The organism is Shewanella sp. SACH, assembly GCF_001887095.2.
Classification (GTDB): domain Bacteria; phylum Pseudomonadota; class Gammaproteobacteria; order Enterobacterales; family Shewanellaceae; genus Shewanella; species Shewanella baltica.
This window is the reverse complement of record NZ_MPDG02000002.1, coordinates 465,826-481,060: the sequence shown is the minus strand read 5'-3', so window position 1 is coordinate 481,060 and position 15,235 is coordinate 465,826. Positions and strand designations below refer to the sequence as shown.

At 46.7% G+C, this 15,235-nt stretch carries 14 protein-coding genes; 5 read left to right on the top strand and 9 right to left on the bottom strand.

Annotated elements, in window-relative coordinates; translation table 11 throughout:
- Positions 1–31 precede the first annotated feature (31 nt).
- The 6 genes from nhaD to tkt all read right to left on the bottom strand — a co-directional run bounded on the left by nhaD (position 32) and on the right by tkt (position 8,446).
- Positions 32–1,501, bottom strand: coding sequence for a sodium:proton antiporter NhaD (gene nhaD, locus BM607_RS10055; RefSeq protein ID WP_006080339.1), 1,470 nt, complete (start codon positions 1,499–1,501; stop codon positions 32–34).
- Positions 1,502–1,743: 242 nt separating this feature from the next.
- Complete coding sequence (locus BM607_RS10050) at positions 1,744–2,481, bottom strand: DUF481 domain-containing protein (RefSeq protein WP_006080338.1); 738 nt, start codon at positions 2,479–2,481, stop codon at positions 1,744–1,746.
- 205 nt (positions 2,482–2,686) lie between these two features.
- Complete coding sequence (gene fba, locus BM607_RS10045; RefSeq protein ID WP_006084020.1) at positions 2,687–3,754, bottom strand: class II fructose-bisphosphate aldolase; 1,068 nt, start codon at positions 3,752–3,754, stop codon at positions 2,687–2,689.
- A 251-nt stretch (positions 3,755–4,005) separates the two neighbouring features.
- Positions 4,006–5,181 (bottom strand): phosphoglycerate kinase, encoded by a 1,176-nt coding sequence (locus BM607_RS10040; protein ID WP_071938516.1) that lies wholly within the window; start codon positions 5,179–5,181, stop codon positions 4,006–4,008.
- A 137-nt stretch (positions 5,182–5,318) separates the two neighbouring features.
- Complete coding sequence (gene epd, locus BM607_RS10035) at positions 5,319–6,335, bottom strand: erythrose-4-phosphate dehydrogenase (RefSeq protein WP_012588472.1); 1,017 nt, start codon at positions 6,333–6,335, stop codon at positions 5,319–5,321.
- A 116-nt stretch (positions 6,336–6,451) separates the two neighbouring features.
- Complete coding sequence (gene tkt, locus BM607_RS10030) at positions 6,452–8,446, bottom strand: transketolase (RefSeq protein ID WP_071938517.1); 1,995 nt, start codon at positions 8,444–8,446, stop codon at positions 6,452–6,454.
- Between the two features lie 400 nt (positions 8,447–8,846).
- On the opposite strand from tkt, the gene metK reads away from it, so the two are divergent.
- The 3 genes from metK (at position 8,847) to BM607_RS10010 (ending at position 12,149) form a co-directional block, all read left to right on the top strand.
- Positions 8,847–9,998, top strand: a complete 1,152-nt coding sequence (gene metK, locus BM607_RS10025) for a methionine adenosyltransferase (protein ID WP_006080333.1) — start codon at positions 8,847–8,849, stop codon at positions 9,996–9,998.
- A gap of 538 nt (positions 9,999–10,536) precedes the next feature.
- Positions 10,537–11,127, top strand: coding sequence for a hypothetical protein (locus tag BM607_RS10015; protein WP_249269580.1), 591 nt, complete (start codon positions 10,537–10,539; stop codon positions 11,125–11,127).
- Positions 11,128–11,744: 617 nt separating this feature from the next.
- Positions 11,745–12,149 carry a GNAT family N-acetyltransferase gene (locus BM607_RS10010; RefSeq protein ID WP_011845882.1) on the top strand — a complete coding sequence of 135 codons (405 nt, stop codon included), beginning with the start codon at positions 11,745–11,747 and terminating at the stop codon, positions 12,147–12,149.
- 19 nt (positions 12,150–12,168) lie between these two features.
- On the opposite strand, the gene BM607_RS10005 is transcribed toward BM607_RS10010, so the two are convergent.
- Both BM607_RS10005 and BM607_RS10000 read right to left on the bottom strand, forming a co-directional pair.
- Positions 12,169–12,519 carry a hypothetical protein gene (locus tag BM607_RS10005; protein ID WP_071938519.1) on the bottom strand — a complete coding sequence of 117 codons (351 nt, stop codon included), beginning with the start codon at positions 12,517–12,519 and terminating at the stop codon, positions 12,169–12,171.
- An 80-nt stretch (positions 12,520–12,599) separates the two neighbouring features.
- On the bottom strand, positions 12,600–13,142 hold the full coding sequence (locus BM607_RS10000) for a GNAT family N-acetyltransferase (protein ID WP_071938520.1): 543 nt from the start codon (positions 13,140–13,142) through the stop codon (positions 12,600–12,602).
- Between the two features lie 168 nt (positions 13,143–13,310).
- Here BM607_RS10000 and BM607_RS09995 point away from each other — a divergent pair, with 168 nt between their 5' ends.
- Positions 13,311–14,327: a GGDEF domain-containing protein gene (locus BM607_RS09995; protein ID WP_071938521.1), complete on the top strand. Its 1,017-nt coding sequence runs from the start codon at positions 13,311–13,313 to the stop codon at positions 14,325–14,327.
- 100 nt (positions 14,328–14,427) lie between these two features.
- Here the strand turns inward: BM607_RS09995 and BM607_RS09990 are convergent, their stop codons facing one another.
- Complete coding sequence (locus tag BM607_RS09990) at positions 14,428–14,658, bottom strand: hypothetical protein (protein ID WP_006080327.1); 231 nt, start codon at positions 14,656–14,658, stop codon at positions 14,428–14,430.
- A gap of 71 nt (positions 14,659–14,729) precedes the next feature.
- Between BM607_RS09990 and BM607_RS09985 the strand changes: the two genes are divergently transcribed.
- Positions 14,730–15,146, top strand: a complete 417-nt coding sequence (locus BM607_RS09985) for an META domain-containing protein (RefSeq protein WP_006080326.1) — start codon at positions 14,730–14,732, stop codon at positions 15,144–15,146.
- Positions 15,147–15,235: the final 89 nt, after the last annotated feature.

The following is a 15,235-nucleotide window of genomic DNA, read 5'->3' as shown; positions in this document are numbered from 1 at the left end:
CTCGATAAACGATAATCAAGCTAACGCAGTGTTAGAACATCGCGGCGTTTAACCACATGTGCACTAAAATGCTCGCCACATAACCTAAAGCTATCACAGGCGTCCACCGCAGATGTGCCCCAAAGGTGTAAATGCCGCGCGCTTGCCCCATCAGGGCAACTCCTGCCGCACTGCCAATCGAGAGCAAACTTCCACCTACCCCAGCGGTCAGCGTTACCAGTAACCACTGTCCCAATGCCATATCGGGATTCATGGTCAATACCGCAAACATCACAGGAATATTATCAATCACAGACGAAAGTAAACCCACGGCAACGTTGGCATAGGTGACATCCCAATGTGAGTACATGGCCTCAGACACTAAGCTCAAATATCCCATAAAACCTAGGCCGCCGACGCATAACACTACGCCATAAAAGAACAGCAAAGTATCCCACTCGGCGCGGGAAATGCGGCTGAACACATCAAATGGCACCACACTGCCAAGTTGCTGCAGGCGTAATTTGTCTTGTCTTAATTCCGCCTTTTCACGTTCGCGAGCAACGGAACGATTGAAGGTTTTACGCAGGTAAAAACCAAAGAATTGCAGAAAGCCTAATCCCGTCATCATGCCCAGTACAGGCGGCATACCTAAGAAGGAATGGGCACACACTGCCGTAGCAATAGTGAGTAAAAACAGCCCCACAATGCGTTTAGCACCGGGCTTAGTGTACACATGCTCTTTTTCAGGCTCAGGCACAAAATGCGGGATGAACACACTCATAATGGCGGCGGGTAAGGCAAAGTTAACGAGGGCGGGAATGAACAGATTAAAGAAATCGCCAAAGTGCACTAGGCCCTTTTGCCATACCATTAAGGTCGTGATGTCACCAAAGGGGCTAAACGCGCCACCCGCGTTGGCGGCAACGACAATGTTGATACAGGCAAGGGTAATAAACTTGCGTTGCCCTGCCCCAACCTTCATCACCACAGCGCACATCAGTAAAGCTGTGGTTAAGTTATCGGCCACAGGCGAGATGAAAAACGCCATAAAGCCCGTTAACCAAAACACAGTTCGCAGGCTAAAACCACGACCCACCAGCCAGCCGCGGATCGCATCGAACAGATTACGTTCTTCCATGGCATTGATATAGGTCATCGCCACCAGCAAGAAGAGCAGTAGCTCGGCGTATTCGAGCAAGTTTTGCTTGAATGCCGCTTCCGACACTTCGGACATGCCGTTTTGCATATAGACAAAACCTATCATGCCCCAGATGATCCCTGCCGCAACGAGCACAGGTTTCGACTTGCGTAAATGTAATGTCTCCTCGGCCATCACAAGTACATAAGCCAGCACAAACACACAGACAGCAACATAACCCACGCTCGCGGCGGTTAAATTAAGCCGATCTGCCCCTTCTGTCATAGCCCATGCTGCAGGTGAGAATCCGCTCAATATTGCAACGCAGAATAGACTCCACAACGCCATTCCACTGCCTTTAAACAACCGCTGTAATTTCATTAAAGTTCATCTCTACGTAGGAAATTAGTCGAAAATTACCATAGCTTCGGCATAGCAAATGTTGATAAAACGCAACTTTCTATGCATTACCCTATAACCAAAGGCATTTAAAACATTAATTTTTGTATAACTACAGATGTTACTAATAAAGAAAAGCTTAACGTATATTCAACTTAGTCCAAAAACAGCCAATAAAAAAGCACCTCGAAGGTGCTTTTTTGTTTTAAATCAGTGTCACAGCATTAGAAAGCATATAACAAGGTCATATTGGTTTCGGTATCTGTGCTTTTCTTATCATCCAGCGGCTCGCTGTTGTAACGCACAATAATGGCAAACTTCATCGCCAATGCGCCGATAATATTTGCCGTTAATGAGGTTTCAGAACGGGCATCTAACTTGTCACCGTAATCGGCAACGAAACGCTGCTGGAATTTAGAGGTTTCAGTGATTTCAGTTTCAAAGTTAATAACGCCGTGGGCAACAACGCTGTCGTTGGTGTCATAACCTTCGATAAGCGCTTGCTCAGTATCGAGACGTTGATAGATATAACCCGGACCCACTTCAACATCTAAAAAGGTCTTGCTGGTGTCATACAGTCTATGACCATAACCCGCTGCGCCAGATAGGGTGTAGTCATAACCGGTAAACGGGTCGACTTCATAACTGGCATTAGCAAACAGGTAGCTACGGTCTGTCATCATGTAGTTACCCTGTGCGCCCGCTAAATAGCGTTTCGCGGTGACAGAACCGGTATCTTCTTTGTATAAACCTTCTAGTAAGTACTGATTTTCCCAATCGCCAAGCTCATGCTTAAGATTTAAACGTCCCTTAAATGATGAGGTTTCAGTGTTACCTGTGGTTAAGGTGGCACCTAACTCAGCTTCACCAGCGAATGTCTTGTCGCCTTTTACAAAATCGGCCCCTGCAGTCGCCATAAAAGGTGCAGTCATTAATATCGCTGCGGTCAGTACTTTTTTCATGTTTATCCGTTCCTGTTCCGTTAAATCCAATCCCTATAAATATCTGTTCGTCCCAGCCAAGCTGGATAAGCACATATTAATATGGGTTAGTTTTTTCCCCTGAAAATCTGCGCAATATTAGCATTGACGATTAAAAAATGAAAATTGCATCTATTTTAAGCATAAAAAAACCCGCATTAGCGGGTTTTTGTCCTAGCGATAACGCTTACATGTTGATCTTAGGATCTAAGGCGCCAGACTGATACGCTTTATACATTGCTTGTAAAGACAATGGTTTAATCTTAGATGCTTGACCTGCACAACCGAAAGCTTCGTAGCGAACAGTACAGATGTCTGCCATAGCTTCCATTGACGCTTTCAAGAATTTACGTGGGTCAAATTCACTTGGGTGTTCCGCTAAGAACTTACGTACCGCACCTGTTGATGCTAAACGTAAGTCAGTATCGATATTCACCTTACGCACACCGTGTTTGATACCTTCAACGATTTCTTCTAATGGCACGCCGTAGGTTTCAGGGATCTGACCACCGTATTGGTTGATGATCTGTAGCCATTCTTGTGGCACTGAAGATGAACCGTGCATCACTAAGTGAGTATTAGGAATACGCGCATGGATTTCTTTGATGCGGTCGATACGCAGTACATCGCCCGTAGGTTTACGGCTGAACTTGTAAGCACCGTGACTAGTACCGATAGCGATGGCTAAGGCATCAACATGGGTATCAGCAACGAAACGCGCCGCTTCATCAGGGGTAGTCAGCATTTGATCCATGCTTAATGTACCCACAGCACCAATACCGTCTTCTTCGCCTGCTTGGCCAGTTTCTAAACTGCCTAAACAGCCGATTTCGCCTTCAACTGACACGCCACACGCATGGGCAAATGCCACTGTGCGACGAGTGACATCGACGTTGTAGTCATACGATGCAGGGGTTTTGCCGTCAGCCATCAAAGAGCCATCCATCATCACTGATGACATGCCTAATTGGATTGAACGCTGACAGATATCAGGATCGGTACCGTGGTCTTGGTGAATACACACAGGAATATCTGGGTACTGCTCAAGGGCTGCAGCCATCAAATATTTTAAGAACTGTGGGCGAGCATATTTACGCGCACCAGCAGAAGCTTGCACAATAACAGGGCTGTCTGTTGCTTCAGCGGCCTGCATGATGGCACGCATCTGCTCTAAGTTATTAACGTTGAACGCAGGCACACCGTATCCATGTTCTGCCGCGTGGTCGAGTAGTTGTCGTAGGGAAATTAACGCCATTTTTTAACTCCAATAATAGGGTGACTGTCACATTCTGCAACGCTTGGTCACCGAGGTCACTATCGTTTGGATGGATTTTTATACCCGTATTCAGATAGATACCTTAAACAAGCACCTAAAATAAGTACCTGAAAAAATATCTAAAATAAACACGGGCGGTTTTTTTATAATTCTTTTATTTATTATCAAGCTTTGATGATATCAGAGCTTATCGCGGCGTCTTATGCGCCGCGTATTTTAAAACTTAATAATTAAGCGCCGCGCTTTTCTAACATAGCCACAGCAGGTAACTCTTTACCTTCGAGGAACTCGAGGAAAGCGCCGCCGCCAGTCGAAATGTAAGACACTTTATCGGCAATACCGTACTTATCAACCGCAGCCAAAGTGTCACCACCGCCTGCGATAGAGAAGGCTTTTGAATCGGCAATCGCTTGGGCGATACGCTTAGTACCTTCACCAAATTGGTCGAATTCAAACACGCCCACAGGGCCGTTCCACACGATAGTGCCAGCAGATTCTATGATTTTAGCCAGAGCTTCAGCGCTATCTGGACCAATATCAAAAATCATTTCGCCATCAGCAACTTCGCTAACTGATTTTAAGGTTGCCGCTGCCGTTGGGCTAAACTCGCCTGCCACGACCACATCAGTCGGCACAGGAATATCGGCGCCACGGCTCTTAGCATTGGCCACTAAACGTTTAGCTTCGTCGATCAAATCCGCTTCATACAGTGATTTACCGACATTGTAGCCCGCCGCCGCGATGAAAGTATTGGCAATACCGCCGCCAACCACTAGCTGGTCAACGATACCTGAAAGGCTTTCTAGCACAGTCAGCTTAGTTGATACTTTAGAGCCACCGACAATCGCCACCATAGGACGCGCAGGATTATCTAACGCTTTGCCTAAGGCATCTAATTCTTGCGCCAGTAATGGACCGGCACAGGCGATGGGGGCAAACATGCCAACGCCGTGAGTCGATGCTTGGGCGCGATGTGCAGTACCAAAAGCGTCCATAACATAGACATCACACAGCGCAGCCATTTTTTTCGATAAGGCTTCGTTGTTCTTACCTTCACCCACGTTGAAACGCACGTTTTCGAACACAACCACTTCACCGACGGCAACGTCGACGCCGTCTAAATAATCCGTCGCTAAACGCACAGGACACGACAAGGATTTAGCCAAGTAGTCAACCACAGGTTGCATAGAATATTCGGGATTGTATTCACCTTCGGTCGGACGACCTAAGTGCGACATCACCATCACAGCGGCGCCTTTAGTAAGGGCCAACTCGATAGTTGGGAGAGAGGCGCGCAGACGTGCATCACTGGTGACGACGCCGTTGCTAACAGGCACATTGAGATCTTCACGAATAAGCACGCGCTTACCTTGTAGATCCAAATCTGACATATTGATAATTGCCATAGTAACGCTTCCTTTTATAATCAAAAAACAAACTGGTTTCACACATGGCCGGTATCAGTTTACTGCCGCTAGGCGCTCGACATCCCGTCGAATTGGCATATAACTGAGTGACCCACCGGTGAATAATCTACTTTTTATCAGCCTCGCTTGGCTGCGATCATCGCCAAACTCGTATCTAACATACGGTTGGCAAAACCCCACTCGTTATCGCACCACAACAACAGCTTCACCAACTGACCGGCGCTGACACGGGTCTGGGTACCGTCAACAATACTGGAGCGCGGATCATGGTTGAAATCACATGAAACCAAGGGCTCATCAGTATAACCCAAAATGCCGTTAAACCGCCCATTGGCTGCCGACTCCAGCACATGATTCACAGTGGCAATATCGACGGTTTTCTCAAGCGTCACAGACAAATCGATTGCGGTCACGTTGATGGTGGGCACGCGCACCGAAATCGCTTCAAACTTATCTTTCATGTGCGGCAAAATCCGCTCAATACCGCGGGCAAGCTTAGTGTCTACAGGGATAATCGATTGGCCAGCGGCGCGGGTACGACGTAAATCATCATGATAAGCATCAATCACTTGCTGATCGTTCATCGCCGAATGGATAGTGGTAATGGCGCCGCTTTTAACGCCGAAGTGGCGGTCGAGCACGTCGATCACAGGTACGATACAGTTAGTCGTACAAGAAGCGTTAGAAACGACTGTGTGTTCGGCGCGGAGTAAATCGTGGTTCACACCATAGACAATCGTGCCATCGACATCGGCTGAGGATGGATGGCTTATCAGCACTTGTTTAGCACCAGCATGAATATGGGCTTCGCAGCTTTGACGATCGAGTAATACACCTGTGGCCTCATAGACAATGTCTATGTCCATCTCGTGCCAAGGGAGTTTTGTGGGATCGGGCTCGTGGAGAATTTTTATCGCATCGTCGCCAATCAGCATGTGATCATCGACGAGTTTCACTTTGTGCGCAAACCGACCGTGGGTGGTGTCGTACTGGGTCAGATGAATAATGGCTTCAGGTTTAGCTAATTCATTAATCGCGACAATCTGCATTTGCTGCCGTTTTCCAGACTCGTACAAAGCACGAAGAATAGAGCGGCCGATACGGCCATAACCATTGATAGCGACTCGGATCATTGAGGTCTCAATTTCCTCTAAATACAAAAACGGCCTGCAAAAGATTGCAGGCCGCATTATACAGATTAACACTTAAAAAGTTTAACCTTTTGTATTGAATCTAATCCCTTGAGCGATTAGCCCAATGATTTTGCAGCATTCAGCACATTTTCAACGGTGAAACCGAAGTGATTCAATAGCACGTTACCCGGCGCTGACTCACCAAAAGTGGTCATGCCAACAACAGTGCCTTCAAAACCGACGTACTTGTACCAGAAATCGGTATGCGCCGCTTCGATAGCCACACGTTTAGTCACAGCACGTGGTAATACCGATTCTTTATACGCTGCATCTTGCTTATCGAACTCAGTTGTCGATGGCATAGAGACCACGCGAACTTGTTTACCTTGTTCGATTAATGCTGCCGCAGAATCCATCGCCAATTGTACTTCGCTACCGGTTGCGATCAGGATCAGTTCTGGTGTACCCGCACAGTCTTGCAGTACATAAGCACCTTTAGCCACGTTGGCTAATTGCTCAGCGGTACGCGCTTGGGCTTTGAGGTTTTGACGGCTGAAAATCAGTGACGTTGGCGCATTGCGACGTTGAATCGCAGCTTTCCAAGAAACCGCTGTTTCTGCCGCATCACATGGGCGCCATACGGCCATATTTGGCGTCATACGCAGGTTAGCTAATTGCTCAACTGGCTGATGCGTTGGACCATCTTCACCTTGACCGATAGAGTCATGGGTATAAACGAAGATGTTTTGAATGCCCATCAGCGCCGACATGCGGACTGCGTTACGGGCGTATTCCATGAACATCATGAAAGTTGCGCCGTAATTGATGAAACCACCATGCAGCGAAGCACCGTTCATAATGCCGCTCATGCCAAATTCACGCACGCCGTAGTAAATATAGTTACCGGCTGGATCGTCTTGAATACCTTTAGAACCTGACCACAATGTCAAGTTAGAACCCGCTAAGTCAGCAGAGCCGCCTAACAGTTCAGGTAACATAGCACCGAAAGCACCGATGGCATTTTGTGAGGCTTTACGGCTCGCAATACCTTCGGCTTTGTCCTGTGATGCTTGCACGAATGCCTGCGCTTTTTCTTCAAAATCAGCAGGTAATTCACCTTTCAGTACACGGCGCTCATATTCAGCAGCCAGTTCTGGGTGAGCTGCGCTATAAGCCGCAAACTTCTCGTTCCATGCCGCTTCACGGGCAGCACCGGCTTCTTTGGCATCCCAACCGGCATAAACGTCAGCAGGGATTTCAAATGGTGCATGTGGCCAGCCAAGGAATTCACGGGCTGCGGCGATTTCCGCATCGCCTAATGGCGCGCCGTGGCAATCGTGGCTGCCAGATTTGTTGGGTGAACCAAAACCAATAATGGTTTTGCAGCAAATCATGGTTGGTTTATCGGTAACCGCTTTCGCCGCTTCGATAGCAGCACGGATTGCCGCGCTATCGTGACCGTCAACACCGGCAATCACATGCCAGCCGTAAGCTTCAAAACGTTTTGGCGTATCATCGGTGAACCAGCCTTCAACATGGCCATCGATAGAAATACCGTTGTCATCCCAAAATGCGACCAGTTTGCCTAGACCTAAAGTACCGGCTAATGAACAGGCTTCGTGGGAAATACCTTCCATCAAACAGCCGTCGCCGACGAAGCAGTAAGTGTAGTGATCAACGATATCGTGACCATCACGGTTAAACTGCGCCGCTAAGGTTTTTTCAGCAATCGCCATACCGACAGCATTGCTGATGCCCGCGCCGAGTGGACCCGTTGTGGTTTCAACACCTGGGGTGTAACCGTATTCTGGGTGACCCGGGGTTTTTGAATGCAATTGACGGAACTGTTTCAGTTCTTCGATGGGTAATTCATAACCTGTCAGGTGAAGTAAAGAGTAGATCAGCATTGAACCGTGACCGTTAGAAAGGACGAAACGGTCTCTATCTACCCATTTAGGATTGGTCGGGTTGTGCTTAAGGAAATCATTCCACAGCACTTCAGCAATATCTGCCATACCCATTGGGGCGCCGGGATGGCCTGAATTTGCTTTTTGAACTGCATCCATACTTAACGCACGGATTGCGTTTGCGAGTACTTTACGGGAAGACATGCTCTCTCCTGCTTGTTTGTGGGGTCTAGCGGGCAATTTGGATGCATATTTTCCCCTACATGCCAGTGTGACGCAAACTAAAATTATCATTCACTCAGCAAAAGATGGCCGAATCGTAAACTCGTAGAAACAAGCTAGTCACTTTACTGGCGTTTACTTGAGTGGGCCTCGCAAGGATCACTTGTAATAGAGAAATAAATTTCTCAAAAACATAGTAAACTTAATACTATGAAATATAAGTAAAATAACCATTTCAAGACTGAGCATAGTCGTTTTCAGGTCACAATCTGAGAGGATTTTTTCTCACTGGGGGTGATCGGCAATCGGATTTAAACTAAAATAGCCGTCTAGATGTAGATGCTTCTACACGTTTGAATGCTAACGACGAGATTTTCCTACTATGGCAAAGCACTTGTTTACTTCTGAGTCGGTCTCAGAAGGTCATCCCGATAAGATTGCAGATCAGATTTCTGATGCTGTGCTAGATGCAATTCTGGCTCAAGATCCAAAAGCACGCGTGGCGTGTGAAACTTATGTCAAAACTGGCATGGTATTAGTCGGTGGCGAAGTCACGACTTCTGCTTGGGTTGATATCGAAGAAATCACCCGTAAAACGGTGCGTGAAATTGGTTATACCCACTCAGATATGGGTTTTGATGCAGACTCGTGCGCGGTATTAAACGCCATTGGTAAGCAATCACCTGATATCAATCAAGGTGTAGACCGTGCTGACCCAGCTGAGCAAGGTGCAGGCGACCAAGGGTTAATGTTTGGCTATGCCAACAATGAAACCGACGTCCTAATGCCAGCGCCTATCACTTATGCCCACGCATTAGTGAAGCGTCAGTCTGAAGTGCGTAAAAACGGCACCCTGCCTTGGTTACGCCCAGATGCGAAAAGCCAAGTCACGTTTGCCTATGATGATGGCAAAATTGTCGGTATTGATGCTGTCGTATTGTCGACTCAGCACAGAGATGACGTTTCACAAGCCGACTTAATTGAAGGCGTGATGGAAACCATCATCAAGCCAGTATTACCGGCTCAATGGCTAAACAAAGACACTAAGTTCTTTATCAACCCAACTGGCCGTTTTGTTATCGGTGGACCAGTAGGCGATTGCGGCTTAACCGGTCGTAAGATCATCGTTGATACCTACGGCGGCATGGCCCGTCATGGTGGTGGCGCATTCTCTGGTAAAGATCCATCAAAAGTTGACCGTAGCGCGGCATACGCTGCCCGTTATGTGGCAAAAAACATAGTGGCAGCAGGTCTTGCTGATCGCTGTGAAATCCAAGTGTCTTACGCTATTGGTGTGGCAGAGCCGACTTCTATCAGCATCGAAACCTTCGGTACGGGTAAAGTGTCTGAAGATTTGCTGATCAAGTTAGTACGTCAACACTTCGAACTGCGTCCATACGGTTTAACGGCCATGCTCGATTTAGCACGTCCAATTTATCAAGCGACTGCCGCTTATGGCCACTTTGGTCGTAACGAATTCCCTTGGGAAGCAACTGACAAAGCTGAAGCACTGCGCGCTGACGCGGGTCTATAATCGGTTTCGATTAAAACCCATTAAGATTGCAAAATATAAAAACCGCTATCCAGCGGTTTTTTTATGCCTGCAATTTGGGTTTCCCAAAGCAAGATAATTGTATCGCCAGTGGTGCAGCATTAATTGTCATTGTTTCCCCTGTGACTTCCGCCCGTTCATTTAAAAAAGTATCCCTATAGGCTCGACGGCGACATCTGCTGTATAGGACATACTAATGTCGCGATCACATGGATGTGAATAAGCGACCATGTCGCCAACGGTCACTGTTGCAACAATACCAATCTCAGCCACCCCTTTAGCAGTGCGTTCAGCTAAAACGCTATTGTTCCAAAGTGTGTTTCGTATTTTGAATGCTTTAATCAAAATCAAAGTCGTGGGGCTTCACCCCACACCCGACCAAGGAGGACTGCTCGTCCTATCCTCCTTGGATGCTCCAAGACGCCCCCAACGGAGTTGAAAGCCCCTTGGGCTCATTGACAAATTTGCTATCGCTTCCGAAGGATGCGTCCCTGCACCTGCGAAAGCTAGTCGGTCATCCATGACCGAACTCACGCAATTTGTCTATTCGCCCTGCGGCAACTCCGAGGGGAGGTGTATTCCTTGGAGTTTTGAGTCGTTAGATCGCGATTCATCAGCAAAGAACAGACAACTACAGCACGAAGCCCTGCAGTCTAGTGAAAAAATAAAAACAATTGATGCTGTTATTTTGGCGTATGTGAATGTTGATAAGTCGTTACACAAAATAGAGCGCATAGTTCACAACATGAAGAACAACATCAATTATAAAATAGAAGGTAAAAACAACCCTGATTTACCGGCCATATTTCGGGAATCGTGTGATGCATACACTGAGCTTTTTTCATGCATAGACTATCTTCAGTTCAATTTAATACGACTAACACCATACGATCTTGTAATTAATGAAAGCTTCGAATTCATCGACAAAGCACATGGGAAATTTAGCAATCAATCACCGTGGTTAACATATCAGGAAGCATCGGCAGTCTATTTGCTTGACAAAGACTCTGAGCATGAGGAACTTTTTTCAGCGATTGATGCCGTAGCATCGAACTGTGGAGAATTGAGTCTCGATGCCTTTAAGGTCGTATCAAAAATGTATACTCCCTAATTGGGCGTTAATCCATAGAAATTTTAATCCAAAACTCACAAAAATGAGCTAGAAATCTAGCTCATTTTTGTCCCAAAGTATGTTGCGTATGTCTTGTAAATCTACAGATTACGCGAATGCTCGAAAGGTGCGCCATGGTGATTAGCGAGACGACCGTCCGCCCCATGGACGGGGCGGTCGAGCATCCACGGATGGACTAGCTGCGTGTCGGTGAGCGAATGCCATGGCAAGCCTGTGTGAGTGGATACCCGTAAACGCTAAACTTCTAACAACTGAAATTACTGCTCCCAAAACACTACTTTCCAACACATTTCTATCCAAAAGTATGTTGTGTAATCTTTTCAATCCACAGGTTCCGTTAATACCAAAAAAGTGAGCCATGGTGATAGCGAGACGACCGTCCGCCCCATGGACGGGGCGGTCGAGCATCCAAGGACTGACGAGCGAATGCCATGGCAAGCCTGTGTGAGTGGATATCAGCAAACGCTAAACTGCTAACAACTAAAGTGACAGGTCCCCCGACACTACTTTCCAACACATTTCTGTCCAACATTGAGTTTACTGATAGTTGCTATATGATTTGAAAGCAAAAAAATATTTTTAAGGAAAAAATTTAAGTGAAATTTGAAGTTATTCATGAAGAAAATAACGCGATTGTGGATGCGCTGGTAGACGGCGTTAGGCAATTTAATGCTGGGCTATTAGGGCCTGAGAAATCAGTGCCTTTGACTGTCATAGCACGTGATGAAAATGGCAAGTTGATTGGGGGTGTGGGTGGACGGACTATCTATAAAAACTTCTTAATCAATGTTGTCTGGGTTGATGACCAAACCAGAGGCACAGGGCTTGGGCATAAACTGATGGCGCTTGCCGAAGCTGAGGCGAAGCAACGGGGATGCCTGGTAGCTCAAGTGGATACCTTATCGATTCAAGCCCCTGTATTTTATGAAAAACAAGGGTTTGAGATCATAGGCACAGTCACCACTACCCCTCAGCGCATCTTTCTGATGAAGAAATATTAATCAGCCTGAATTAACGCACTCAGCAATGGTCGAAATGGGCGTTTTGCATGCACAGTAGACCAATCTGCTCTTGGGATAAAATGGCGCACTCCAGCGCCTTTTTTGTATTCGCGCGGCTGACTTGCGCATCGCTCAGTTGCGTTATCGTCGCCGAATAGGCATTGGTTCGGCCACAATCGAGCCAAATATTCCCCACTTGTACCCAATAATGCTGCGCTTGCCCTGAATCGGAAACAAACTCGACTTCAAATCCCCTCGCCTCACATTCATGGTGGGAGCATTCAGATAAGACCACTCTCAAGTTGTCCCAAGCCGATAAATTGACTTCTGCATAGGCCGTTAATAGTGACTCAACAAATTGTACTTTCATGTATTTATCTCCGTTATTTAACCTGAACTCAGGTTATTTACACAGTAGAGATTGAATCCTTAATTTCTATCGTCGAACAACTAAGCTTGGGTCTTTGCCGCCATTAAATAGTAATCCCGCGCTGAGACAGTGAAAAAATCCACTACCTGCATGTGCGCTTTTCCCGAGTGGGCGGCAAAGGAACGTTCATTATCTTCGGCAATAAAGGTCAACATATAGCTAAAATGCGGAGCAACTTGGCGACGAATTTCACTGACTAACGCCTCGAAAACCCCTTGTCCACGGTAGGTATGCTGCACCCAAATCGGCCCGTATTGGCAAGAGTTAGTCTTAGTTAATTTTGGTCCATCCCAATCGAGTTGCGGCAAACGATTCAACAAAGCGCGATAAATGGGCCAATGTTCGAAAAATCCCCAGCGGCCGGCAATCACATAACCGACGATCTGCTGCTCAACCTGCGCCACTACGACCCAATGATGCTGCACTAATTCGCTCAATTCACTGTGGGAAAAAGCTTGCCCTTGCAGTCCCATATTGGCGGAGGCTAATTCGTCATTGAGATGTTTTTTCTCTAGCATCGCTAATAAATCAACATCTTGGGGTAAGGCTAATCTAATCTTCACAGTGTTCTCACGGCATCATCTTGGCTTTAGGCCCAATTTAAGGCCGTCAGTATACTCGGTTGGATTAATAGACACAGCTAGAACAAGGTATTATTTAGTGCCTTGATTTGCTAAATCCCCTTTTATTTCCCAAACTTAATGAATATTTAGCCCTAGTTAGGCGTTTGTATGTTGCCCGAAACCATTAATCCCAACTTGAGTTTACTTGATAGCGACAATCAACAAGTGAATCTTACTCGCTGGATGCACCAATGTGAGCTAATCAACAGCTATTACAACGCTAACACGGTTTTTATATTCCAAAAGACCAGCGCAGGATTTGAGATCATTGTCAGCGCAATCACTGAAACACCACAATTTACCGCAGGTACTTTGTACCCCGCAGAACTCGAACTTTTTCAACAGATACAAAACAGCCAACCCGACGGTTTATATCAAAACCTTGGCAGCTTTATGTTGGATGATTTACCACGGGATTTTGATGGCATTCAGCACATTCTCTCGCGCCCAATCGCTTGGCCCGATGGCAGCCAATTTGGCGCCCTGTGCGTACTCAACCCACATATGGCAGAGCCGCTAGCCAATGCCGCTATGCTCGAACCGTTTCAGATATTGCTGCAACAGGAATTATCTCTGCAGTGCCAGAACCATCGCATTGAATCCCTTTCGATGCGCGACCAAGAAACCGGCATGCTCAATCATTATGGTTTTTTGATGATGGCGCCAAGACAGCTCAATTTAGGCCGCCGCTTTGGTGCCCATGCAGGCATCATCTTCTTTGAATTACTGAGCCCAGATAACACGCCCATCCCCCTCGAAGATAATCACCACAGGCTGTTAGGCAAGTTGATCCAAGATACGATACGGACCGCCGACGTAGCCGCCCACTACAACACCACTCAATTTGTGGTACTGGCCTTTGTCGATGGTGAGCGGGATATTCAGCATATTATGAAGCGGGTAGAAAAACAGTTAGAACAACAAAACCACCAGCTTAAACTCGATGCGAGTTACAGTTTCTTCACTCCAGAATCCAGCGCCAAACTCGCGCCCATGATGGAACTTGCGCGGGGTAAACTCGATTCAATGCAACCACCAAAGCCTGAGGTTGAAGACACGCCAGTTAAGCCCGCCATAGACTCAAGCTTATACGATAACCCCGCCGCAGATTCGGCGGCGCTTTAAGTTAATGAAGCAGTGATTTAACGAAACGATAGGTTAACCGAGCTTTGATTTAACAAAGTGGCGAGTTAACGAGTTTTTGGTTTAATTACGCAGCAAGAAATCACTTAGATTGCTCATCCTGACGCTTCGCCCACTGGATAAACAGCACCACGGGATAGGGTGACATTAGAACCAACCCTAAGCCAATCAGGCTTGAGATCAGTAACATGCCGCTTATCTCTAGACTCCATTGCGTCAACATATAGAACCCAAGTCCACAAACTAGCATCAATACACCTAACCAATGTAAAAACTTCAACAAATTCATAGTACTTTTAAATGAGTCCGTCATATAAACCTCTTTAGATCTTGAGTAAAACTTGTCACACTATGGCCATAACCATGGAAAAAGGAACCGTAACGATGTTAAAACAAACATTCATCTTAGGTGCGCTACTGTTGGGACTCACCGCCTGCCAAAGTACCGATGTCGCCCAAAATGAGACCATTCCATTAGAGGGCAGCTGGCACATTGAGATGGTTCAAGGCCAACCGACTATCGATTACAGCCCAGCGCAAATCACCTTTGAGGCCGAAGGCAAATTACACGGCAACAACAGCTGTAATAACTTTTTCGGTCAATATACTCAGCAAGGCCAAGAGCTTAAGCTATCTCCTGCCGGTAGCACAATGAAAGCCTGTGTTGATGCGCTAATGCAACAAGAGCACAAAGTGATGCAAGCAATGCCATTAGTGGCTAAAGCTAAGCTAGTGCAAGGTCGCCTGACGCTACTCAACAGCGACGACAAGCCAGTGCTAATCTTGAGCCAACTGAAGTAAGTCCAGTGAAGTAAGCGAACTGAAGTAAGCACAGTGAAATAAGCTTCCGCAAAGAAAATTTGTCCGCATAAAAAAACCGCCATTGGCGG

Excerpts from the sequence above, each read along its gene's own strand:
- nhaD (WP_006080339.1), bottom strand. The coding sequence starts at position 1,501 with ATGAAATTACAGCGGTTGTTTAAAGGCAGTGGAATGGCGTTGTGGAGT.
- BM607_RS10050 (WP_006080338.1), bottom strand. The coding sequence starts at position 2,481 with ATGAAAAAAGTACTGACCGCAGCGATATTAATGACTGCACCTTTTATG.
- fba (WP_006084020.1), bottom strand. The coding sequence starts at position 3,754 with ATGGCGTTAATTTCCCTACGACAACTACTCGACCACGCGGCAGAACAT.
- BM607_RS10040 (WP_071938516.1), bottom strand. The coding sequence starts at position 5,181 with ATGGCAATTATCAATATGTCAGATTTGGATCTACAAGGTAAGCGCGTG.
- epd (WP_012588472.1), bottom strand. The coding sequence starts at position 6,335 with ATGATCCGAGTCGCTATCAATGGTTATGGCCGTATCGGCCGCTCTATT.
- tkt (WP_071938517.1), bottom strand. The coding sequence starts at position 8,446 with ATGTCTTCCCGTAAAGTACTCGCAAACGCAATCCGTGCGTTAAGTATG.
- metK (WP_006080333.1), top strand. The coding sequence starts at position 8,847 with ATGGCAAAGCACTTGTTTACTTCTGAGTCGGTCTCAGAAGGTCATCCC.
- BM607_RS10015 (WP_249269580.1), top strand. The coding sequence starts at position 10,537 with ATGACCGAACTCACGCAATTTGTCTATTCGCCCTGCGGCAACTCCGAG.
- BM607_RS10005 (WP_071938519.1), bottom strand. The coding sequence starts at position 12,519 with ATGAAAGTACAATTTGTTGAGTCACTATTAACGGCCTATGCAGAAGTC.
- BM607_RS09995 (WP_071938521.1), top strand. The coding sequence starts at position 13,311 with ATGTTGCCCGAAACCATTAATCCCAACTTGAGTTTACTTGATAGCGAC.
- BM607_RS09990 (WP_006080327.1), bottom strand. The coding sequence starts at position 14,658 with ATGACGGACTCATTTAAAAGTACTATGAATTTGTTGAAGTTTTTACAT.
- BM607_RS09985 (WP_006080326.1), top strand. The coding sequence starts at position 14,730 with ATGTTAAAACAAACATTCATCTTAGGTGCGCTACTGTTGGGACTCACC.